The following is a 19,336-nucleotide window of genomic DNA, read 5'->3' on the forward strand; positions in this document are numbered from 1 at the left end:
GGACGGATGCGGCCCGGCCCGCCCGGCGCCGCCCCCAGGCGACCGCCGTCACACCGGTCCTCGACCGCGATCGGCGTAGCCTGCAAGCCGCTAGCTGAGCGCGGGAGGTGACGCGATGACGGATCGGACAGAGCGGGACCGGACGGCACCGTCGACCACCGGTCGGGTGCTGCGGCCTCGGGCGTGGCCCTCCCCGGTCCGGGCGATGACCCGGATCCTCAACGCCGACGGCTCGCCGCCCGTTTCGGCCCCGACCGGCACGGGCACCGGCCGCAGCGCGGTGGTCGACTGCGCGCTCTACGTCGACGGCAGGCGGCAGCCCGGCGACTGGACCTACGCGGAGGCGTTGGCCGCTGCCCGCCGCGAGGAGCACGGCTTCGTCTGGATCGGTCTGCACCAGCCGGAGCTGGCCGAGATGACCGCCATCGCGGAGACCTACGGCCTGCACGAGCTGGCGGTCGAGGACGCGGTCAAGGCCGAGCAGCGCCCCAAGCTGGAGCGGTTCGGCGACGTCGTCTTCCTGGTGCTGCGTACCGCCCGCTACTGCGAGCACACCGAGCTGACCGAGAACTCCGAGGTGGTGGAGACCGGGCAGGTGATGCTCTTCATCGGCCCGAACTTCGTGATCAGCGTCCGGCACGGGGACGCCTGCCGGCTCGCCCCGATCCGCGCCGACCTGGAGACCAAGCAGGAGTTGCTGCTGCACGGTCCGTGGGCGGTGGCGTACGGGGTGACCGACCGGGTGGTCGACCTCTACCTGGAGGTCGCCGACCAGCTTGAGGATGACCTGGACGTGCTGGAGGCCGAGGTCTTCGACCGCAACGGCAGGGGCCGGATCCAGCGGATCTACCAGATGAAGCGCGAGTTGGTGGAGTTCAAGCGTGCGGTGATCCCGTTGCAGCGCCCGATGATGACCCTGACCTCTCAGGTCAACCGGGACGTGCCCAAGGAGATCCGGCGCTACTTCCGGGACGTGCAGGACCACCTGAGCCGTACGGTCGAGCAGGTCAACTCCTACGACGACCTGCTGAACTCGATCCTCCAGGCGCGACTGGCGCAGGTCACCGTCGACCAGAACAACGACATGCGCAAGATCGCCGCGTGGGCCGGCATCGCCGCGGTGTGGACCGCCATCGCCGGGATATACGGGATGAACTTCGAGAACATGCCCGAGCTGAAGATGACGTACGGCTATCCCGTCGTACTCGCCCTGATGCTCGGCGTATCCCTGTCCCTCTACCGCTGGTTCCGCCGCAACGGCTGGCTCTGACCGGCCGGGCGGTGACATCGGCCACCCCGCGACACGGAAGCGCCGGCGGTGCGGGGTGCCCCCCGCCTCGCCGGCGCTTGTCCGTGACTACTGCGGTCAGCGGCGCCCGTTGGTGCGGGCGGTGTCCTTGTCCTTGCCCAGCGCCTTGGTGAGGTCGTCGGTCGGCCGACCGGAGACGTCGGTGGCGCCCTCGGCGACCGACGGGACCTTGTCGGTCGGGCGGACACCGGTCTGCTTGGCCGGGGCGGTGGTGCTGGCACTGGAGCCGCCGGCCACCACCGAGCTGCCCGCGCCGGTCATCCCCGCCGCGCCGGACATGGCGGACCCGTCGGACCCCCGAGCGGTGGACGGCGTACGCACCTCGATCGAGTCGACCTCGTCGCGCATCGGCTCCAGGGTGCTGCGGGTCGGGTCGTACTCGGCCCACTCCTGCTGCTCCCGGCGGCGACGCAGCGCGACCGCGCCGGCCAGGCCGGCGATGGCACCCGCTGCCAACAGGCCGGTCATCATCGAGCCGCGACGACGCGGCTGCTTCTTCTTACCGGTGATCCGCATGGTCTTCGACTTGGCCTTCCTGGTCAGCGGCCCTGCCTGCGCGGCGCCGTCACGAGCAGCCGCCGCCAGTGGTGCCAGCGTGGTGAGAGTCGTCCCCCAGCCGGTCGACGCGCGGTCGCGTACCTTCGCGGCCGTGGGTGCGACGTAGCCCCGGGCCACCTGGACCCGCGGGCCGACGGTGGCGCCGGCGCCCTTCGCGGCGTGGTTGGCTGCCAGCATCAGGTGGCTGATGCTCTGGTTCAGCTCGGCCTTGGCCAGCTGCACCTGGGACTTACGCCGCCCGAATCCAAACACGGTCCTACCTCCTGGGAGTTGTTCCTTCGTCATCCTCCACCTTCGGATGCCTCCGCGATGCCAGATCGGGCACATGGGAGGATCCGCATGGAACTGACCAACGAGTGAGGAGTACCCGTGGCCGAGGCTGTCTACGCCACCCTGCACACCAACGCTGGCCCGATCCGGCTGGAGCTCTTCCCCAACCACGCGCCGAAGACCGTCCGCAACTTCGTCGACCTGGCCGAGGGCAACCGTGAGTACACCGACCCGCGCACCGGTCAGCCGGGCAGTGGTCCGTACTACGACGGCACCATCTCGCACCGGGTGATCAGCGGTTTCATGGTCCAGATGGGCGACCCGACCGGGACCGGTCGGGGCGGACCGGGCTACAAGTTCGCCGACGAGTTCCACCCGGAGCTGCGGTTCGACCGTCCGTACCTGCTGGCGATGGCGAACGCCGGACCGGGCACCAACGGTTCGCAGTTCTTCATCACCGTGTCCCCGACGCCGCACCTCAACAACCGGCACACCATCTTCGGCCAGGTCGCCGACGAGGAGTCGGTGAAGGTCGTCGATTCGATCGCGAGCACCCCGACCGGTCCGAGCGACCGTCCGCTCCAGGACGTCGTCATCGAGCGGGTCGAGATCGAGCGGTCCGCTTCCTGAGCGACTGGCGAGGTACCTTTGCTCGCATGATTGAGCGCTCCGGAGCACGGCCGGTGGACCGCGCGGTGGCGAACGGAGGGTCGGCCCGGTGAGCGAGTCTCCACCGACCACCCCCGTCTGTTACCGGCACCCCGGCCGGGAGACCTACGTCCGGTGCACCCGCTGCGACCGGCCGATCTGCCCGGACTGCATGCGGGATGCCTCGGTCGGGCACCAGTGCCCGGAGTGCGTCGACGAGGGACGTCGCAGTGTCCGGCCGGCGCGTACCGCCTTCGGCGGCGGTACGGCCGGCCGGCACGGCTATGTCACCAAGGCGCTGATCGCGCTGAACGTGCTGTTCCTGCTCGCCTCCATCGCCTCCGCCCGGGGCGGGGACGCGGCGGTGGGCGGCTCCGGCTTCGGCGGCCTGATGGGTGGCAGCACGCCGCTGACCGAGTGGGGTGCGGTGCTCGGTCGGGCCTACCTTTCCGACTTCACGCTCGGCGGGATCGCCGAGGGCCAGTGGTACCGGCTGGTCACGGCGATGTTCCTGCACTACGGCGTGCTCCACCTGCTGCTCAACATGTGGGCGCTGTGGGTGCTCGGCCGGTCGCTCGAGGCCAACCTCGGGCGGGTGCGGTTCGCCGCGCTCTACCTGATCGCGGGCCTCGGCGGCAACGTGGCCGCCTACCTGTTCAGCAGCCCGCGGGCGGCCACCGTCGGCGCGTCGACAGCCGTCTTCGGCCTCTTCGCCGCGCTGATCATCATCGAGCGCAAGCTGGGCCGGGACATTTCCCGGATCATCCCGATCCTGGTGATCAACCTGGTGTTCACGCTGGCCGTGCCGGGCATCTCTATTCCCGGGCACCTGGGCGGGCTGGTGGTCGGCGCGCTGATGGCCTTGGTGCTCGCGTACGCACCGCGCAGTCGTCGCACGTTGGTGCAGGTCACCGGTGGGGCGCTGATCCTGCTGATCCTGCTCGCGCTGGTGCTCTTCCGGACCGCCGCACTGCTCACCTGAGCGGGCGGGCGGCCCGCAACGCGGCGGCCACCTCTTCCGGGGTGGCCCCAAGGTCGTACCGGCCGAACAGGTGCAGCGAGTTGCCCGCGTCGATCTCCAGGGTTTCGCTGGTCAGCCCCAGCCGGGGCCGCCGGTCGACGGCGATCGCCTCGACCGCCGACCAGGGCAGCAGCCGCCGGCCGGCGAAGCCGTGGATGACGGTGAGCCCGGCCGGGTCCACCGCCAGTCGGACCGGCGCGACCAGGTCACGTACCGCCCAGCCGGCCAGCGCGGCGGCGGCCAGGACGGCCAACGCCAGGCGGACCGGGTCGCCGTCGGCGAAGAGCAGCCCGAGCGTGACGAGCAGGATGGCGCCGGCCAGCTTCGCCGCCGGCAGGGTCGACGGCACCCGCCACTGCTGTGCCGGGGAGGTCTCATTCACCCGCCCAGCATGCCAGCGGCCGTCGGACTCCGGCACCTCGTGCGGGTGTGGCCGGACGACCTGTCGATGGACGACGTAGGATCGGGGCAGCCCAAGTTACCGGGGAGTAAACATGAGTGACGCGGTCATCGTCGGCGCGGTACGTACCCCGGTTGGGCGGCGCAAGGGCAGCCTCGCCAGCGTCCACCCGGTCGACCTCTCGGCGCACGTGCTGCGCGCCCTCGCCGAGCGGACCGGGCTCGACCCGGCCCAGGTCGACGACGTCTTCTGGGGCTGCGTTTCCCAGGTCGGCGAGCAGTCGTGGAACATCGCCCGCAACGGCGTGCTCGCTGCCGGCTGGCCCGAGACGGTCCCCGGCACGACGCTCGACCGGCAGTGCGGCTCCAGCCAGCAGGCCCTGCACTTCGCCGCAGCGACGGTGCTCTCCGGTCAGGCCGACCTGGTGGTCGCCGGCGGCGTCGAGTCGATGACCCGGGTGCCGATGGGCTCCAGCGTGGCCGACGGCATGCCGTTCAGTGACCAGCTACGCGCCCGTTACCGGGGCGTCGAGGGCTTCGCCGACGACGCGCCGCTGCCGTTCAACCAGGGGGTCGGGGCCGAGCTGATCGCCCAACGGTGGCGCCTCTCGCGTACCCAACTGGACGAGTTCGCGCTGGCCAGCCACGAGAAGGCGGCCGCCGCGCAGGACGCCGGCGCGTTCGATCCGGAGCTGACCCCGGTGCCGCTCGCCGACGGTGGCAAGTTCGCCGCCGACGAGGGCATCCGCCGGGAGACCTCCCTGGAGAAGCTGGGTGAGCTGGCCACCCCGTTCCGCGCCGACGGCGTGGTGACCGCCGGTTCCGCGTCCCAGATCTCCGACGGTGCCGCGGCCCTCGCGGTGACCACCTCCGACTGGGCCAGCCGACACGGCCTGCGCCCGCTGGCCCGGATCCACACCGCAGTGGTCGCCGCCGACGACCCGGTCGCCATGCTCACCGCGCCCATCCCGGCCACCGCGAAGGCGCTGCGCCGCGCGGGGCTGGGCATCGAGGAGATCGGGGTGTACGAGGTGAACGAGGCGTTCGCCCCGGTGCCGCTGGCCTGGCTGGCGGAGACCGAGGCGGACCCGGAGCGGCTCAACCCGCGCGGCGGGGCGATCGCCCTCGGCCACCCGCTCGGCGGCTCCGGTGCCCGGATCATGACGACCATGCTCCAGCACATGCGGGACAACGGCATCCGCTACGGCCTCCAGACCATGTGCGAGGGCGGCGGCATGGCCAACGCCACCATCGTCGAGCTGGTCTGACGCGGGGCGGGAAAACCCTCGCCTCGGCGCGGAACGGCCGTCTAAGGTGCCAGCGTGACGACGATCGCCGGTGAGCGCGCCCCCGACTGGTCCAGCGAGCAGTGGCAGGTGCGGGCCCGATCCTGGGTCGACGCGCAGTTGAGCCGGGCCGGCCGACGGGTGACCGGGCTGGTGGAGCCGAGGCTGCGGCCCTGGTCGTTGGTGTGGCGGGTGCCCACCGACGACGGTCCGGTCTGGTTCAAGGCCAACAACCCGGGCACGGTGCACGAGGCGGTCCTGATCACGGCGCTCGCCGAGTTGGCGCCCGACCGGGTGCTGACGCCGATCGCGGTGGACCCGGCGCAGGGCTGGTCGCTGCTGCCCGATGGCGGCGAGTCGCTGCGCGACGTGCTGGCGCGCGACCCCGACCTGGCGCACTGGGAGCGGGCGCTGCCCGGGTACGCGGCGCTGCAACTGGCGAGCGCGTCGCGCGCCGACGAACTGGTCGCCCTGGGCGTGCCGGATCAGCGTCCCGAGGTGCTGGCCGGTCTCTTCGCCGAGCTGCTCGACGATCACGAGGCGCTGCTGGTCGGCGCCGAGGGTGGGCTCAGTCCGGAGGTGCACGAGCGGTTGCGGGCCGAGCTGCCGGCGTACGCGCAGCGGTGCCGCCGGCTCGCCGACCTCGGCATTCCGGCGACGGTGCAACACGACGACCTGCACGACGGCAACGTCTTCGCCGGCGCGGCCGGGTACCGGTACTTCGACTGGGGCGACGCCTCGGTGGCGCACCCGTTCGGCACGTTGCTGGTGACCCTGCGCTCCGTCGGGCATGCCGGGAAGCTCTCCGCCGACGACGCCCAGCTGGTGCGGTTGCGTGACGCGTACCTGGAGGCGTGGACCGACCGGTACGACCGGCGGACCCTCGTGGAGGCCGCCGACCTCGCGATCGGCCTGGGGCCGGTGAGCCGGTCGCTCTCCTGGCGTCGGGCACTGGACACCCCCGAGGAGTCCCGTGCCCAGTACGCCGACGCGGTCCCGGGCTGGCTGGAGGAGCTGTTCGCCGCCAGTCCACTTCAGCCGAACCCCTGACCATGATCCGTCGGAGTCGGAAGTCGGACAGGCTGTGCGACAGGCGGCGTGGAACTTCCAAAAAACCCGCGTGACCCACGTCACCCTGCTGAGGACGTCGTTGGGCAGGTCATGGACGTCTTCTCCCGAACGTTCCTCCCGGCCGCCGCTGAGGCTGGCCTGGCCGTGCAGACGGTGAGCCGGCACATGCCGGTCTTCCGGCGCTGTGTCGGCTCCGGTGACGCCACCATCCTGGTCACCCGTTGCAGCCGCCCCGACCGCCCGGTCACCGGCGACTACCTGTTGCTACTCACGCACCGCCGACTGGTGGTGACCCAGCAGACCCGCCTCCTGCACCGACTGCGCCTGCACCTCAACACCGAGTTGCGCGAGCTGAGCAACGTCACCTGGAGCCCGGACCCGCGGCTGCAGTCGGTGGAGATGGCGGCCACCGCGATCGACGGGATCCGTGAGCGGTTCCTGATCCGGACCAGTCACCCGAAGCAGGTCTGGCAGCTCGACGCGTTGCTCAACCAGGCGTTCCGGACCCGCCTGCGGCCGCCCGGCGCACGGGTCGTCGCCAGCATCGGTGACGCACCGGCCGCCGCCCGGCCCGGGATGTTCGCTCCGTCGTGGTGAGCTGATCCCGACCGGGCGTCGCCCGGCCTTTACCGAACTCGAACACACACCGATCGCGCCGAGCCTTCGCGGTCGGCAATCATGGGCCGGTGACCGTCGAACCACCGCATCGCGGGCTCGTCCTCGTCGTGGAGGACGAGCCGGCCATCGCCGACCTGGTCCGGCTCTACCTGACCCGGGACGGGTTCGGCGTCCACCTGGAACGTGACGGCGAGGCCGGTCTGAGCGCGGCCCGCCGGTTGCGTCCGGTGGCCTGCGTCCTGGACATCGCGCTGCCGGGTCTGGCCGGCACCGAGATCTGCCGCCGGCTGCGCGAGGCCGGCGACTGGACCCCGGTCATCTTCCTCACCGCCCGCGACGACGAGGTGGACCGGATCGTCGGCCTGGAGTTGGGCGCCGACGACTACGTCACCAAGCCGTTCAGCCCCCGGGAGTTGGTCGCCCGGGTCCGCGCGGTGCTGCGCCGATCCGCCGGCGGCCCGGAGGGCGCGGACCGGCCAAGCGTCGTCGGCCCGGTGACGCTCGACCCGGCCCGCCGCACGGTCACCGCCGCCGGCTCGCCGGTACAGCTCACTTCAACCGAGTTCGACCTGCTGGCCCATCTGATGGCCCGGCCGGGTCGGGTCTTCACCCGGGAGGAGTTGCTGGCCGGGGTCTGGGGTTACGCCGCGCACGCCGGCACCCGGACGGTGGACGTGCACGTCGCCCAGGTGCGGGCCAAGCTCGGCCCGGCGAGCGTGATCCGGACCCATCGCGGCGTCGGGTACGCGGTCGATGCCTGACCACCCCCGGCACGTCGAGTCGCCGACCATGGCTCTGCCGGTGGTCGGCGCCGCCCCAACCACCCCACCCCGACGAGGCCGACTCGGCCGTACGCTGACCGCCCGCGCGGTGCTCGTCACCTGCGCGGTGGCGCTGGTGTCGGTGCTGGTCACCGCCATCGTCGCGGTGCCGTTGGCGATCCGTGGCGCGGAGCGGAGCGAGCAGGAGGCGCTCGCCGCCCAGGCCCGACTCGCCGCCGAGGTGCTGCGGACCCGCCTCGACCGGGGTCGCAGCGCCGACGAGGAACGGCTCATCCAGCAACTGCGCGACCAGGGCATCGACGCGTACCTGATCCGCCGTGGGGCGGTCGACCGGGCGGGTCTGCCACCCCGGGTGGTGCAGCGGATCGGGCAGGGCCGCAACGTGTCGGCCCGCCGCCCGGTCAACGGTGAGCGGGCCCTGGTCGAGGGTCGGGCCCTGCCCGGCGGCAACGGGGTGGTGCTCTCCCGTCCGCTGGCCAACGGGCTGTGGGCCCGGGTGCTGCTCAGTCTCTGGTTGCCGCTGCTGGCCGGGTTGACCGCCGGTGTGGCGGCCGGGCTGCTGCTGGCCCGTCGGCTGGCCCGGCCGATCCGGGTCGCGGCCACCGCCGCCGCCCGACTGCGCGCGGGTGACCGCGCCGTCCGGGTGCCAGTCGAGCCGCCGGACGAGGTCGCCGACCTGGCCGAGGCGTTGAACGGTCTGGCTGCCGCGCTGGCCACCAGCGAAGGCCGACAGCGGGAGTTCCTGCTCTCCGTCTCGCACGAGCTGCGCACCCCGCTGACCGCGATCCGGGGGTACGCCGAGGCGCTCGCCGACGGGGTGCTCGGTGCCGACGACACGGTGGACACCGGTCGGACGATGCTCGCCGAGGCCCAACACCTGGACCGGCTGATCGGCGACCTGTTGGCACTGGCCCGGCTGGAGGCCGCCGACTTTCCCCTGGAACCGGTGCCGGTGGACCTGACCCAACTGGCTGTCGACGCGGAGCCGACCTGGTCCGGCCGGTGTGCGGCGGTGGGTGTGCCGTTCCGGGTGGAGACGCCCGGTCAGCCGGTGCCCGCGTACACCGATCCGGGACGGATCCGGCAGGTGGTGGACGGGCTGCTGGAGAACGCGCTGCGGGTCGTACCCCCTGGTTCGCCGGTGGTGCTCGCGGTCCGGCCGGCCGGCGCGGACCCGGCGCACGGCGGCGTGTTGGAGGTTCGCGACGGCGGGCCCGGCTTCACCGACGACGACCTGGCGGTGGCCTTCGAACGCGGTGCGCTGCACGAGCGGTACCGGGGCGTGCGCAAGGTGGGCAGCGGGCTGGGGTTGGCGCTGGCCGCCGGGCTGGTCCGTCGGTTGGGCGGGGAGATCGCCGCGGGGCACGCGCCGGAGGGCGGTGCCGCCTTCACCGTCCGGCTGCCCGGTGATCCTTACCTGACCCGAACATCGGCCTGACGCTCCGCTCGTCGTTCCGGGGAACGCTGAGGGCTCCACTGACAGAGAGGGAGAGTCATGCCACGTTGGGGTATCGCCACCGGCACCACGGCACTGCTCGCGGCGGTCGCGCTCGGCGTCAGCGGCTGCGGCGCGGCCGAGGTGGCCAGTCAGCCCGCCCGGGATGTCGCCGTCGAGGTCGCCGCCGCCATGGGGGTCGAGGGTCAGGCGCTGGCCGCGATGGGCTTCGACGCCGACGACCTGGACGTACTGACCGTCGCCGCACCGGCCACGCCGACGCCGGGTGCGTCCCCCAGCGCAAAGGAGAAGGCCCGGGAGAAGCGCGGCGAGGAGTGGCGCAAGCGCCGCCAGGCCCGCGTGCTGCTGCGCAAGAACACCCTGCACGGTGAGGCGGTGGTGAAGACGAAGGACGGCGGTACGCAGACCGTCGCCGTGCAGCGCGGCGAGGTGACCGCGATCGACGGCGACTCGATGACCGTCAAGTCCACCGACGGCTTCACCATGACGTGGACCTTCGGCGACGACCTGCGGGTGGTCGAGCGGCGGGCCACAGTGCAGCCGAGCGAGGTCAAGGTCGGCGCGACGCTCGGCGTCGCCGGCGCGAAGGACGGCGACAAGGGCGTGGCCCGGCTCATCCTCGTTCCCCGAGCCAAGTGAGCGAAAGGGGGCCCCGGCCGACGCCAGGGCCCCCTTTCCCGGTGTCAGTAGACGCGGGAGCCGATGAAGTCGTCGTGACCGTAGCCGACCGGGTTGGCGGCGGTACGGGCCTCGAACGACCACTGCTGCCGGGTGCTGCTGGAACAGGCGGCCAACCGCAGCCGGGGAGCGCCCGACGACGGGCTGTCGAACGCCACGCAGAGGTTGCTGGCGGCGGCCGGCTTGAGCTGGTTGCCGGCGAAGACGAACTGCTGCGCGGCGGTGCCGTTGCAGTCGTAGATGTTGACCGCGGCGCCGGCCGTCATCGATCCGCCGGCGACATCGAGGCAACGGTCGTGGGACAGCTCCGAGTGCAGTGACCGCTTGGCCGAGTCGTACCAGAATCCCTGGTTGCGCCCGCCGTGGCAGCCGTACGACTGTTGGGCGGTGCCGTTGCGGGAGTCGTACCCCTTGCCGTCGACGCAGGTGCTGGTCGCCAGGTTGCGCAACTGCTTGAACTGCATCAGGCCGGAGTAGAGCACGCCGCTGCCGGTGCTGGCCGGGTCGACGCAGGTGGCCTGGTTCTGCCCGGAGTTCCAGAACTGGGTGATGCACTGGGCGAACATGCCGTGCCCGCGGGCGTTGGGGTGGAACGACTGCCGGGCGGCGTTCTCGTTCCAGATCCCGATCTCGATGTTGAGGCCGCGGACCGAGGTGTTGTCGGTGCACACCTCGTGGCCGTGGAAGAGCCGGCTGGCGTCCAGATAACGGGTGCCGGTCTGCGTGGCCGCCGCCCGCAGCGCCGACTCGAACAGCGGCACCGCCTTGTTCCGGGCGAACGCGGCGTCGGCCAGGTAGAGCAGGCAGCCGCCGGAGTACCAGCCGGGGAAGTTCGGGTTGTCCTCGACGTCCGGGCTGGCCGGGCCGGGGTACGACATCAGCACCAGTTCGTAGTCGGACCGCAGATAGCCGGCCTTGGTCATGGTTTGCCGGATGTCGGTGAGGGCGTCCGCCACCGCGCGGCGACTGCCGTCGGTGCGGATCGTCCACTGGTCGGTGTAGTCGGCGTAGCAGGTGCCCTGGAGGAAGACCCGGCTGATTGCGCAGTCGGTGGCGACCGGGCCGAACTGGATCGTGCCGTCGCCGTTCGCGCCGACCACCACCCAGATCAGCTTCACGTGCGTGTTGCGCGCCTTGATCCCCAGGTAGTCGCCCTGGTTGAGCTCGTTGTGCTGGGTGGGGCCGCCGGCGATGAGGTTCCACGGGGTGGCACCGGAGCAGGCGATGTTGTAGCGCGCGTCCGACGGGATGCCGGTGCGGAACACCGCCTGGTCGTACGAGCGGTCGCACCAGTTGCCGTCCTGGTGGGTGCCGGGGACGTAGTTGCCGACGCCCTCGCCGGAGATCTGACTGTCGCCCATGGTGATCAGCGCCGTGCGGCGTTGCTCGATCGGGCGGATGGCGGAACTGCCGTAGAGGGCGGTCGCCTCGGCGGCCCGGATGGCTTCGAGGTTGGCGGAAAGTGGTTGGACGCTCGGGCGGTCGGCGGCGGTGGCGGGGGTGGCCGGTCCGGCGAGCATCGGTAGGACGAGAGCGGCGACGGCGACGGCGAGGGTGATGGCTCGTCGTCGGGTCGCACGTTCGGGCCTGGCGGGGATTGCAGGCATCGACGCACTCCTTTCGGCTCAATCGCGGGACGTCGATTGAGTTACCAGACGGTAACGTGCGGATCAACAGATGTGAATACGCCTCAGGTCCTTGCCCGCGGGATGCAGAACCGCCCGGATCGGACTATCCGGGCCGGCGCGGCAGCGCCACGGGGCCGCCGGGCCAGCTTCTGGCTCAGCGGCCCGGCGGCAGGGCATAACCGACGTAGCCGCGGAACTCCAGCCGCCAGCCGGCCGGGACGAGTTTGGCGCAGGCCGCCTTACTGCCGGTGCAGACGATCGCGTCGACCGAGGCAGGGTCGGCCGGCGGCCGTTCCGGCAGTACCGACTGCAACGCCACCAGGTCCGGTGAGCCGCCGTCGGGTTGCCGCAGCAGCAGCCACCACGGGTACTCCCAGTTGTCGTTCTGCTGCACCAGCCCGATCCGCCGCGCACCGCTGTCCTGGACCGCGGTCGCCGCCCAGCGGAACTCGTCGGCCCACTGCGGGCGACGCAGGAACCGGGTGTCCCAGTCCGAGGTGGTGAAGACCGAGCCAGTGCCGACCAACCGGCGCGGGAAGCCGTACGACAGTGCGAGCACCCCGGCCAGCGCCGAGGTGGCCAGCACGGTGAGGGCGGCCACGGTGGCAACCGTTCGACGCCCACCCGCGCGGTTGCGCAGGAGAGCGTCCAGCCAGAGGCCGGCGAGGGGCACGGCGAGCACCACGGCGTAGAGCAGCAGCCGGTTGCCCCACGGCTGCCACTTGATCATCGCGGTGTGCAGCAGCACGGCGGTCAGCACCACCACGGCGTACGCCCGCAGTGGCCCGGCCCGCTCGGGAGCGATCCGCCGTGGTCGGGCGAGCGCGATCACCGCACCGATCACCGCCAGCGCTCCGGCCAGCGGAAACGCCACCCGGTCCTCGTCCGGATACCAGGCCGGCTCCGGGAACAGCTCCCGCCCGAAGGTGATCGCCCGATCCTGCGGGTCGACCCCGATCGCCTCGGCGCCGCTGATGATCACCTCGGCCGCGGCCCGACGCAGCGGCGCCAGCGGCGTGTCGAACGCGGTGTGCCCGATCCGCAGCGCGTTGACCACTATCGACGCCGGGTCGTGCCGCTCCATCGGGATGGACTCGCGCAGCCGGGGCGGCCCCAGCGGGTGCCCGAACTCGGCGGTCACCCGAGCCAGGAACGGGCCGACCACCACGGCCGCGACCAGCAGGATCAGCACCGAACCGCCGACCGTACGGGCCAGCCCACGGACCGGCCAGGACCGCCGACCCCCACCGGGTGTCGCCGGGCCCACCGGTGTCGATTGATCGGTCCGGACCAGCCTCAACTGGGCCAGTCCCCAGAGCACCAGCAGCGGGCCGACCGCGATCAGGCCGCTGGTCTTGGTCACCGCGGTCAGCCCGGTGGCCGCCCCCAGCCCGAGCAGCGTGCCCCAGCCGGTCCGTCGACTCAGCCCGTCCAGCACCAGGGTCGCCGCGCAGGCCACCCACGCCGCGCAGATCAGGTCGGTCTGCGTGCTGGTCGCTTGGAGCACCACCATCGGCGTGGTCGCCAGCACGAACGCGGTGAGCAACTGGGCCCGCCGGCCGCCGCCGAGCTGTGCGGTGATCCGGGCGGCCACCAGGAGGCAGACCAGTCCGGCCGCCCACTGCACCAGGTTGTGCAGGTGGTCCCCGCCGGTGAGCAGGCGCAGGTGCAGCAGCAGGTACTCGGCTCCGGGCGGGATGGTCACCTGCCGGTGGATGGCGGTGGGCCAGAAGTCCAGGCCGCCCTGGGCCACCCAGTGCTCAACCTTCGGCAGGTGGTACGTCTGCGAGTCGAAGTTGTTCGGCTCGGCCAGCAGCGCGACCAGCAGCTCCACCAGGACCAGCCCGCCGATTGTGCCGGCGAGGAGCCGCTCACCCGGTCGGGCCGTACGCCACGCGTCGACCGCTGCGGCACGAAGCTCAGCGAACCCCCGACCAGCCCGGGTCGGCGCGGGGGCGGGCGCACCGCTCTCGGTGGCCGGGGCGGACACGTCGGGTCCGCCACCGGACACCACCGCGCCGACCGGCACCGGCCGCGATGCAGTGCTGACTGCCGGCGCAGCGCTGACCGGCACCGGTGCGGCGGCGGGCGGCTGCCCGAGGCGGGCCGCCCTTCGCCAGCTCAGACCGGCCGCCGCCGCGGCCACGACCAGGAAGAGCAGCCAGGCGACTGTGAACGCGCCTCGGGTCAGCGCGTGCGACGCGCCGAGCACCTCGACGACGAGCACCGCGTACGCCCCGCTGAGCAGGACGGCGCGCACCACGGCGAGCCGCAGCGGTGCGACCGCGCCAGCCTCGCGTGGCATCGCCGCGACGATGAGCAGGAGCACCGCGGCGGCAGGAACCGCCGCGAGCAGGGAGCCGGCAGCCGACATGGCGGGAAGTAAACACCATTGATCTGAAGCCGCCGCGCCGACTGCCCAGCAGTAGCGATACGTGGTAAACAAACCAACCAGGCTAGGCTATGTCCGACGTGTTGCCGCCACCGTGGAGATCCCCGTGAAGCTCTCGATCCTCATGCCGGTCTACAACGAGGAAGAACGCATCGCGGATGCCCTCAAGCAGGCATTGGCGGTGGACTATCCCTGCGAGATCGAATTGGTAGTCGTCGACGACGGCAGCCGCGACGGCACCGGCGAGGTCCTCGGTCGCGCCGACGACGCGCGCCTGCGGGTCATCACCCACCAGCGCAACGCCGGCAAGGGTGCCGCTATCAAGACGGCGGTCGACAGCGCAGAGGGGGACTACATGGTCATCCTCGACGCCGACCTGGAGTACGACCCGCAGGACATCCCCAAGCTGCTCGACCCGGTGCTCGACGGTCGTGCCACGGTGGTCTACGGCAATCGCACCTTCGGCAGCCACAGTGCCTACAGCTTCTGGTACGTGATGGGCAACAAGGGCGTCACGATGGCGGCCAACGTGCTGTTCAACTCGTACATCGGCGACCTGGAGACCTGCTTCAAGCTGATGCCGGTGGCGCTCTACCGGTCGCTGGAGGTGCGCTCGCGCGGCTTCGGCATGGAGGCCGAGGTGACCGGCAAGCTGCTGCGTCGCCGGATCCGGCCGTACGAGGTGCCGATCAGCTACCGCGCGCGCGGCCGGGAAGAGGGCAAGAAGATCACCTGGAAGGACGGCGTCGAGGCGATCTGGATCCTCGGGCGCGAGCGCGCTCGCCGCCGCCCCGCCGTCTCAGCCGCCAACTGACCCCAGGAACGCGCTGATCGACCGCCGCAGGCCGTCGGCGTCCAGACCATGCCACCGGGCGTGGTCGGCCGGATCGCCGTACCGTCGCAGGTCGGTCTGACCCACCCCGAGGGCGAGCAGCCGGTGCGGTACGTCCGCCAGCGCCCGGCTGACGAGCGCGCTCGACGTTCCCGCCAGGTACGGCTCGACCAGCACCACGTCGGTGTTGGCGAGCGCCCGCAGCCCGGGCGTGTCGAGCGGCCGGGGTGTGTGGGTGTACGCCACCGTCACGTCCATTCCCTCGGTCGCCGCAAGGGTGGGGTCGAGCATCGGTCCGACCGCCACCACGAGGGGCGCATTCGTCAGGCCCCGCCGAAGCACCCGTAGCCCTGTGGCGTCCGGGTACGCCTCGGCGTTGCGCTGCTCGGAGAGCCGCAGGTAGACCGGATCGTCGCTGGTCGCGGCGTTGCGCAGCAGCGGCGCCACCTCGTCCGGGTGGCCGGGCACCCGAACCGTCCAGCCGTCGCCGAGCGAGTCGAAGAGCGCCACGTCCCCGGGTGACTGGTGGGTGCGGCCCTCAGCCGACCCGTCGTACGACGCGCCGATGCTGACCAGGACTGCGCCCACGCCCTGGTGGTCCAGATCCAACTTGATCTGCTCGTACGCCCGGTCCACCAGGAACGTCGCGTACGAGTGCGCGATCGGACGCAGCCCGGTCAGGGCGAGCCCGCCGGCCACACCGATCATCAGTTGCTCCCGGATCCCGACGTTGAGCACCCGGTCCGGGTGGCGGTGGCCGGCCGAGGCGAACTGGCTCGCCGAGATGTCGGCCAGCACCAGTGCGGTACGCGGATCCTCGTCGAGGAGCGCGGTGGTGGTGTCGATGAAGGCGGTACGCATGTCGGTCATCCCTTGCTCTCGATGCGGGCGACCACCAGGTGCGGGTGTCGTGGTCGACCCCCGGTCAGCGCCGCGTACAGGGCTTCGTGGTTCCGGCCGTCGACGGTGTCGGCGGTCCAGCCGTTGACGGTGAACCGGCTGGCGATGCCACCGGCCCAACCGTGGCTGGCCGACGAGTTGTCGACCACGACCGCGGTGAGGCTGTCCAGGCTGGTCGCTCCCGCGTACGCGATCGCCTCGTGGTTGGATCCCTCGTCCAGTTCGGCGTCGCCGAGCAGCACGTACACCCGGGGGTTGAGCAGCCCTTGGGCGCGCAGGCCGAGCGCGGTGCCGACGGCCAGCCCGAGCCCGTGCCCGAGGGAGCCGGAGCCGATCTCGACCCCGGGCACCAGGAGTCGGTCCGGGTGGTGGCCGAGCCGGCTCTCCGTCCCGGCCAGGTCGTCGAGCCAGGCGTCCGGGATGAAGCCGTGCGCGGCGAGCACCGCGTAGTAGGCGGCGGGTCCGTGGCCCTTGGAGAGCAGGAACCGGTTCCGCTCCGGGTCGTCGGCGGTGTCGGGGGTGACCCGCAGCACGCGGTCGTAGAGCACCTGGAGCACGTCGACGGTGGAATGGGCGCTCGGCGCGTGCTTCTCGTCGCCGGTCAGTCGTCGGATCAGCCCGGGCAGTCGGGCGCTGCTGTCGGTGGGCAGTGTGGTGGTCATGCCACTACTGTGTGAGTTGAAGTGCACTTCAACTCAAGGACCTGGTGATGCCGGATCTACTGACGATCGGTGAACTGTCCGCCCGCTCCGGGGTGGCACCGTCGGCGCTGCGCTACTACGAGCGACTCGGGCTGATCCGCGCCGACCGCACCGGCGGCAACCAGCGCCGGTACGCCCGCGCCGAGCTGCGGCGGGTCGCCTTCATCCGGATCTCCCAGCAGGTCGGCGTCTCGCTCGACGAGATCCGGGAGGCGCTCGACTCGCTCCCCGAGGCCCGCACCCCGAGCCCGCAGGACTGGGCGCGGCTCTCGGCGAGCTGGCGCAGCCGGCTGGACGAGCGGATCCGGCTGCTCACCAAGCTCCGCGACGACCTGGACGGCTGCATCGGCTGCGGCTGCCTGTCCTTGCAGCGCTGCACGCTCAACAACCCGGAGGACACGCTCGCCGGCGAGGGCCCGGGCGCCCGGCTGGTGCTGCCCCGACCGACGGACGACCCGACGCTGGCAGGCTCGCTCAACTGACGGCCACCCGGCAGGCTGGCTCAGCTGACGGCCGACCCGCCACCCGGCGGGCGGGTGAGCAGCACCTTGCCGAAGTGGTCGTTCGACTCGACGAGCCGGTGCGCCTGCGCCGCCTCGGTCATCGGCAGCCGCCGGTCCACGATCGGCCGGATCCGGCCCGTCTCGACCAACGGCCACACCTCGTCCCGTACGCCCTGGACGATCTCTGCCTTTTCGGCGAGCGGACGGGACCGTAGCGACGTCGCCGTGACGCTCGCCCGCTTGGTCATCAGCGCGCCGAGATCCAACTCGGCCTTGCGCCCACCCTGCATCCCGATCACCACGAGTCGACCGCCGGTGGCCAGCGCGGAGACGTTCCGCCCCAGGTAGGACCCACCCATGATGTCGAGGATGACGTCCACGCCGCGCCCGTCGGTGACCCGCCGGACCTCCTCGACGAAGTCCTGCTCCCGGTAGTCGATCAGGTGTGCCGCGCCCAGCTCACGCAGCCGGGCGTGCTTGCCCTCCCGCGCGGTGGTCAGCACTGTCACGCCGAGGGCCGCCCCGAGCTGCACGGCGAACGTGCCGATCCCGCTGCCGCCGCCGTGCACCAGCAGCGTGTCGCCCGCACCGAGCCGCGCCACCTGGACCAGGTTCGACCAGACCGTGCAGGCCACCTCGGGCAGCGCCGCAGCGTCGACCGGGTCGCAGGCCGGCACCGGCAGCAACTGCCCGGCGGGGACCGCCACCCGTTCCGCGTACCCGCCGCCGGCCAGCAACGCGCAAACCTGCTGCCCGACCGCCCACCCGGCGACCTCCGCGCCAACCTCCGTGATCACCCCAGAGCACTCCAACCCGGGGTACGCGGGCGCGCCCGGCGGTGGCGGGTAGTGCCCCTGCCGTTGCAGCAGGTCAGCGCGGTTGACCCCGCTGGCCCGCACGTCCACGATCACCTCGTTGGGGCCCGGCTCCGGGTCGGGCACCTCGGCCCAGACCAGCGCGTCGGGTCCACCGGGCTGCGGAATCGTGATGGCTCGCATGGGCCCAGTCTTCCCGATCTCACCGGGTGCCGCAGGCGCACCCTCCAGCCCACAGTGGACACGGCAGACTGGCTGGCCGGCGCACCGGGGAGGGACGCCGGGCCGTCCGGAGCGAGCCGTGGCAGACTATGCGTGGCCGTACGCCCACGGGTGACGGCCAAGGAGGGTTCGCCTAGTGGCCGATGGCGCTGGTCTTGAAAACCGGTAAGGCAGCGATGTCTTCGTGGGTTCGAATCCCACACCCTCCGCCCATTTTGATCCACTCGACTTCCAAGAAGTCGGGGTGTTACGGCCGCGCGGATGCCGCGACTTCCTGAATGTCGAGTGGATCTGGCGCGGGTGGGGTGGTGCCTGTCGGCACCTCGCGTCCCGGTCACTCCGGCGGGTCGGTGGCCTGCCGCTCCCGGCGGATCGTCTCCTCGGCCAATCGCTCGACCGCGCGTCGGCGTTCGTCGGCGATGGCTTGCTCGTCCCGGCGGCGGAACGCGGTGACGACGGCCACCACGAAGTCCCTCCAGATGCCGGCCACGATGTCCCCCTGCGGAACGTTGCCCGAACTCAAACGTAGCTCCGCGAAACCACAGTCGGTCAGCGCGCGCTTCCGGTCGTCGAGAGGGCCGTGGCGGGGTAAGAAGGGGCTGGTATCTCCGCACATCGGAAGGACGCGTCCCCATGACCCTGGAACGACCGATCGCCCCGGACCCGTACGAGCTGCTGCCGACGGTGCCCTCGTTCACGCTGACGAGTGACGACGTGCAGAACGGCGAGCCGATGGACGCCCGGCACGCGCATGGCAGCACCGGGGGCGACAACGTCTCGCCGCAGCTGACCTGGTCGGATTTTCCCGCCGAGACGAAGAGCTTCACGGTGACCTGCTACGACCCGGACGCGCCGACCGGCAGCGGGTTCTGGCACTGGGTGCTGGTGAACGTGCCGGCCAACGTCACCCAGTTGCCCACCGGGGCCGGTGGCGCGGCGGGCACCGACCTCGGCGGGGCGTTCTCGGTCCGCAACGACTACGGCGAGCAGGGCTACGGCGGGGTGGCTCCGCCGGCCGGCGACCGCCCGCACCGGTACGTCTTCGCTGTGCACGCCCTGGACGTCGACCGCCTGGACCTGACCCCGGACGCCAGCCCCGCCTACGTCGGCTTCAACCTGACGTTCCACACCCTGGCCCGAGCGGTGATCCGCCCGACCTACCAGATCAAGGACTAAACCCAGGCCCTCTCAGCCCCCGCGATCTTGCACTTCCTGTCCCGACAATCCTGACATACCAGGCATAACGA

20 protein-coding genes and 1 tRNA gene are annotated in these 19,336 nt (G+C 71.8%); 13 read left to right on the top strand and 8 right to left on the bottom strand.

Annotation, left to right across the window (positions count from 1 at the left end; translation table 11 throughout):
- Positions 1–115: 115 nt before the first annotated feature.
- On the top strand, positions 116–1,270 hold the full coding sequence (corA, locus tag DLJ58_RS24795) for a magnesium/cobalt transporter CorA (protein ID WP_124859780.1): 1,155 nt from the start codon (positions 116–118) through the stop codon (positions 1,268–1,270).
- Positions 1,271–1,366: 96 nt separating this feature from the next.
- Here corA and DLJ58_RS24800 read toward each other — a convergent pair whose 3' ends face one another.
- Positions 1,367–2,152 (bottom strand): hypothetical protein, encoded by a 786-nt coding sequence (locus DLJ58_RS24800; protein ID WP_124859781.1) that lies wholly within the window; start codon positions 2,150–2,152, stop codon positions 1,367–1,369.
- Positions 2,153–2,236: 84 nt separating this feature from the next.
- Between DLJ58_RS24800 and DLJ58_RS24805 the strand changes: the two genes are divergently transcribed.
- Both DLJ58_RS24805 and DLJ58_RS24810 read left to right on the top strand, forming a co-directional pair.
- Positions 2,237–2,767, top strand: a complete 531-nt coding sequence (locus DLJ58_RS24805) for a peptidylprolyl isomerase (protein WP_124859782.1) — start codon at positions 2,237–2,239, stop codon at positions 2,765–2,767.
- 88 nt (positions 2,768–2,855) lie between these two features.
- Complete coding sequence (locus DLJ58_RS24810; RefSeq protein ID WP_124859784.1) at positions 2,856–3,767, top strand: rhomboid family intramembrane serine protease; 912 nt, start codon at positions 2,856–2,858, stop codon at positions 3,765–3,767.
- Here the strand turns inward: DLJ58_RS24810 and DLJ58_RS24815 are convergent.
- Positions 3,760–4,188 carry a PH domain-containing protein gene (locus DLJ58_RS24815; RefSeq protein ID WP_124859785.1) on the bottom strand — a complete coding sequence of 143 codons (429 nt, stop codon included), beginning with the start codon at positions 4,186–4,188 and terminating at the stop codon, positions 3,760–3,762. The two genes, DLJ58_RS24810 and DLJ58_RS24815, sit on opposite strands and share 8 nt — an antisense overlap.
- Positions 4,189–4,300: 112 nt before the next feature.
- On the opposite strand from DLJ58_RS24815, the gene DLJ58_RS24820 reads away from it, so the two are divergent.
- The 6 genes from DLJ58_RS24820 (at position 4,301) to DLJ58_RS24845 (ending at position 10,057) form a co-directional block, all read left to right on the top strand.
- Positions 4,301–5,473, top strand: a complete 1,173-nt coding sequence (locus DLJ58_RS24820; protein ID WP_124859787.1) for a thiolase family protein — start codon at positions 4,301–4,303, stop codon at positions 5,471–5,473.
- A 54-nt stretch (positions 5,474–5,527) separates the two neighbouring features.
- Positions 5,528–6,541 carry an aminoglycoside phosphotransferase family protein gene (locus DLJ58_RS24825; protein WP_124859789.1) on the top strand — a complete coding sequence of 338 codons (1,014 nt, stop codon included), beginning with the start codon at positions 5,528–5,530 and terminating at the stop codon, positions 6,539–6,541.
- A 111-nt stretch (positions 6,542–6,652) separates the two neighbouring features.
- Positions 6,653–7,159 carry a hypothetical protein gene (locus DLJ58_RS24830; protein WP_112675276.1) on the top strand — a complete coding sequence of 169 codons (507 nt, stop codon included), beginning with the start codon at positions 6,653–6,655 and terminating at the stop codon, positions 7,157–7,159.
- 89 nt (positions 7,160–7,248) lie between these two features.
- Positions 7,249–7,941, top strand: a complete 693-nt coding sequence (locus DLJ58_RS24835; protein WP_124859791.1) for a response regulator transcription factor — start codon at positions 7,249–7,251, stop codon at positions 7,939–7,941.
- Positions 7,942–7,969: 28 nt separating this feature from the next.
- Positions 7,970–9,400, top strand: a complete 1,431-nt coding sequence (locus DLJ58_RS24840) for a sensor histidine kinase (protein ID WP_425271344.1) — start codon at positions 7,970–7,972, stop codon at positions 9,398–9,400.
- A gap of 57 nt (positions 9,401–9,457) precedes the next feature.
- A complete protein-coding gene (locus DLJ58_RS24845) occupies positions 9,458–10,057 on the top strand; it encodes a hypothetical protein (RefSeq protein WP_124859795.1) in 600 nt (199 codons plus the stop codon).
- 44 nt (positions 10,058–10,101) lie between these two features.
- Here the strand turns inward: DLJ58_RS24845 and DLJ58_RS24850 are convergent, their stop codons facing one another.
- Together DLJ58_RS24850 and DLJ58_RS24855 are read right to left on the bottom strand one after the other, a co-directional pair.
- On the bottom strand, positions 10,102–11,703 hold the full coding sequence (locus DLJ58_RS24850) for a ricin-type beta-trefoil lectin domain protein (RefSeq protein ID WP_124859797.1): 1,602 nt from the start codon (positions 11,701–11,703) through the stop codon (positions 10,102–10,104).
- 175 nt (positions 11,704–11,878) lie between these two features.
- The gene (locus tag DLJ58_RS24855; protein ID WP_167493736.1) at positions 11,879–14,098 is read right to left on the bottom strand and encodes a glycosyltransferase family 39 protein; all 2,220 of its coding nucleotides are present in this window, start codon (positions 14,096–14,098) and stop codon (positions 11,879–11,881) included.
- Between the two features lie 124 nt (positions 14,099–14,222).
- Here DLJ58_RS24855 and DLJ58_RS24860 point away from each other — a divergent pair, with 124 nt between their 5' ends.
- Positions 14,223–14,930, top strand: a complete 708-nt coding sequence (locus DLJ58_RS24860; protein WP_030487790.1) for a glycosyltransferase family 2 protein — start codon at positions 14,223–14,225, stop codon at positions 14,928–14,930.
- Here DLJ58_RS24860 and DLJ58_RS24865 read toward each other — a convergent pair.
- Complete coding sequence (locus DLJ58_RS24865; protein WP_124859799.1) at positions 14,916–15,809, bottom strand: transketolase family protein; 894 nt, start codon at positions 15,807–15,809, stop codon at positions 14,916–14,918. The genes DLJ58_RS24860 and DLJ58_RS24865 overlap by 15 nt on opposite strands.
- Before the next feature lie 5 nt (positions 15,810–15,814).
- A complete protein-coding gene (locus tag DLJ58_RS24870) occupies positions 15,815–16,510 on the bottom strand; it encodes a transketolase (protein WP_124859801.1) in 696 nt (231 codons plus the stop codon).
- Positions 16,511–16,557: 47 nt separating this feature from the next.
- On the opposite strand from DLJ58_RS24870, the gene soxR reads away from it, so the two are divergent.
- Positions 16,558–17,031 carry a redox-sensitive transcriptional activator SoxR gene (soxR, locus tag DLJ58_RS24875; protein ID WP_112583829.1) on the top strand — a complete coding sequence of 158 codons (474 nt, stop codon included), beginning with the start codon at positions 16,558–16,560 and terminating at the stop codon, positions 17,029–17,031.
- 20 nt (positions 17,032–17,051) lie between these two features.
- Here the strand turns inward: soxR and DLJ58_RS24880 are convergent, their stop codons facing one another.
- Positions 17,052–18,050, bottom strand: coding sequence for an NAD(P)H-quinone oxidoreductase (locus tag DLJ58_RS24880; protein ID WP_124859803.1), 999 nt, complete (start codon positions 18,048–18,050; stop codon positions 17,052–17,054).
- Positions 18,051–18,211: 161 nt separating this feature from the next.
- Here DLJ58_RS24880 and DLJ58_RS24885 point away from each other — a divergent pair.
- Positions 18,212–18,298, top strand: a tRNA-Ser gene (locus DLJ58_RS24885).
- 125 nt (positions 18,299–18,423) lie between these two features.
- On the opposite strand, the gene DLJ58_RS24890 is transcribed toward DLJ58_RS24885, so the two are convergent.
- Positions 18,424–18,612, bottom strand: a complete 189-nt coding sequence (locus DLJ58_RS24890) for a hypothetical protein (protein WP_124859805.1) — start codon at positions 18,610–18,612, stop codon at positions 18,424–18,426.
- 110 nt (positions 18,613–18,722) lie between these two features.
- Between DLJ58_RS24890 and DLJ58_RS24895 the strand changes: the two genes are divergently transcribed.
- A complete protein-coding gene (locus DLJ58_RS24895) occupies positions 18,723–19,265 on the top strand; it encodes a YbhB/YbcL family Raf kinase inhibitor-like protein (RefSeq protein ID WP_124859807.1) in 543 nt (180 codons plus the stop codon).
- Positions 19,266–19,336 lie beyond the last annotated feature (71 nt).

This window comes from Micromonospora arida (assembly GCF_003857035.1).
GTDB classification, from domain to species: domain Bacteria; phylum Actinomycetota; class Actinomycetes; order Mycobacteriales; family Micromonosporaceae; genus Micromonospora; species Micromonospora arida.

What these genes read in the sequence shown, in the direction of transcription:
- corA (WP_124859780.1), top strand. Translation starts at nt 116, where the DNA reads ATGACGGATCGGACAGAGCGGGACCGGACGGCACCGTCGACCACCGGT.
- DLJ58_RS24800 (WP_124859781.1), bottom strand. Translation starts at nt 2,152, where the DNA reads ATGACGAAGGAACAACTCCCAGGAGGTAGGACCGTGTTTGGATTCGGG.
- DLJ58_RS24820 (WP_124859787.1), top strand. Translation starts at nt 4,301, where the DNA reads ATGAGTGACGCGGTCATCGTCGGCGCGGTACGTACCCCGGTTGGGCGG.
- DLJ58_RS24830 (WP_112675276.1), top strand. Translation starts at nt 6,653, where the DNA reads ATGGACGTCTTCTCCCGAACGTTCCTCCCGGCCGCCGCTGAGGCTGGC.
- DLJ58_RS24840 (WP_425271344.1), top strand. Translation starts at nt 7,970, where the DNA reads ATGGCTCTGCCGGTGGTCGGCGCCGCCCCAACCACCCCACCCCGACGA.
- DLJ58_RS24845 (WP_124859795.1), top strand. Translation starts at nt 9,458, where the DNA reads ATGCCACGTTGGGGTATCGCCACCGGCACCACGGCACTGCTCGCGGCG.
- DLJ58_RS24850 (WP_124859797.1), bottom strand. Translation starts at nt 11,703, where the DNA reads ATGCCTGCAATCCCCGCCAGGCCCGAACGTGCGACCCGACGACGAGCC.
- DLJ58_RS24855 (WP_167493736.1), bottom strand. Translation starts at nt 14,098, where the DNA reads ATGTCGGCTGCCGGCTCCCTGCTCGCGGCGGTTCCTGCCGCCGCGGTG.
- DLJ58_RS24865 (WP_124859799.1), bottom strand. Translation starts at nt 15,809, where the DNA reads ATGCGTACCGCCTTCATCGACACCACCACCGCGCTCCTCGACGAGGAT.
- DLJ58_RS24870 (WP_124859801.1), bottom strand. Translation starts at nt 16,510, where the DNA reads ATGACCACCACACTGCCCACCGACAGCAGCGCCCGACTGCCCGGGCTG.
- soxR (WP_112583829.1), top strand. Translation starts at nt 16,558, where the DNA reads ATGCCGGATCTACTGACGATCGGTGAACTGTCCGCCCGCTCCGGGGTG.
- DLJ58_RS24880 (WP_124859803.1), bottom strand. Translation starts at nt 18,050, where the DNA reads ATGCGAGCCATCACGATTCCGCAGCCCGGTGGACCCGACGCGCTGGTC.
- DLJ58_RS24895 (WP_124859807.1), top strand. Translation starts at nt 18,723, where the DNA reads ATGACCCTGGAACGACCGATCGCCCCGGACCCGTACGAGCTGCTGCCG.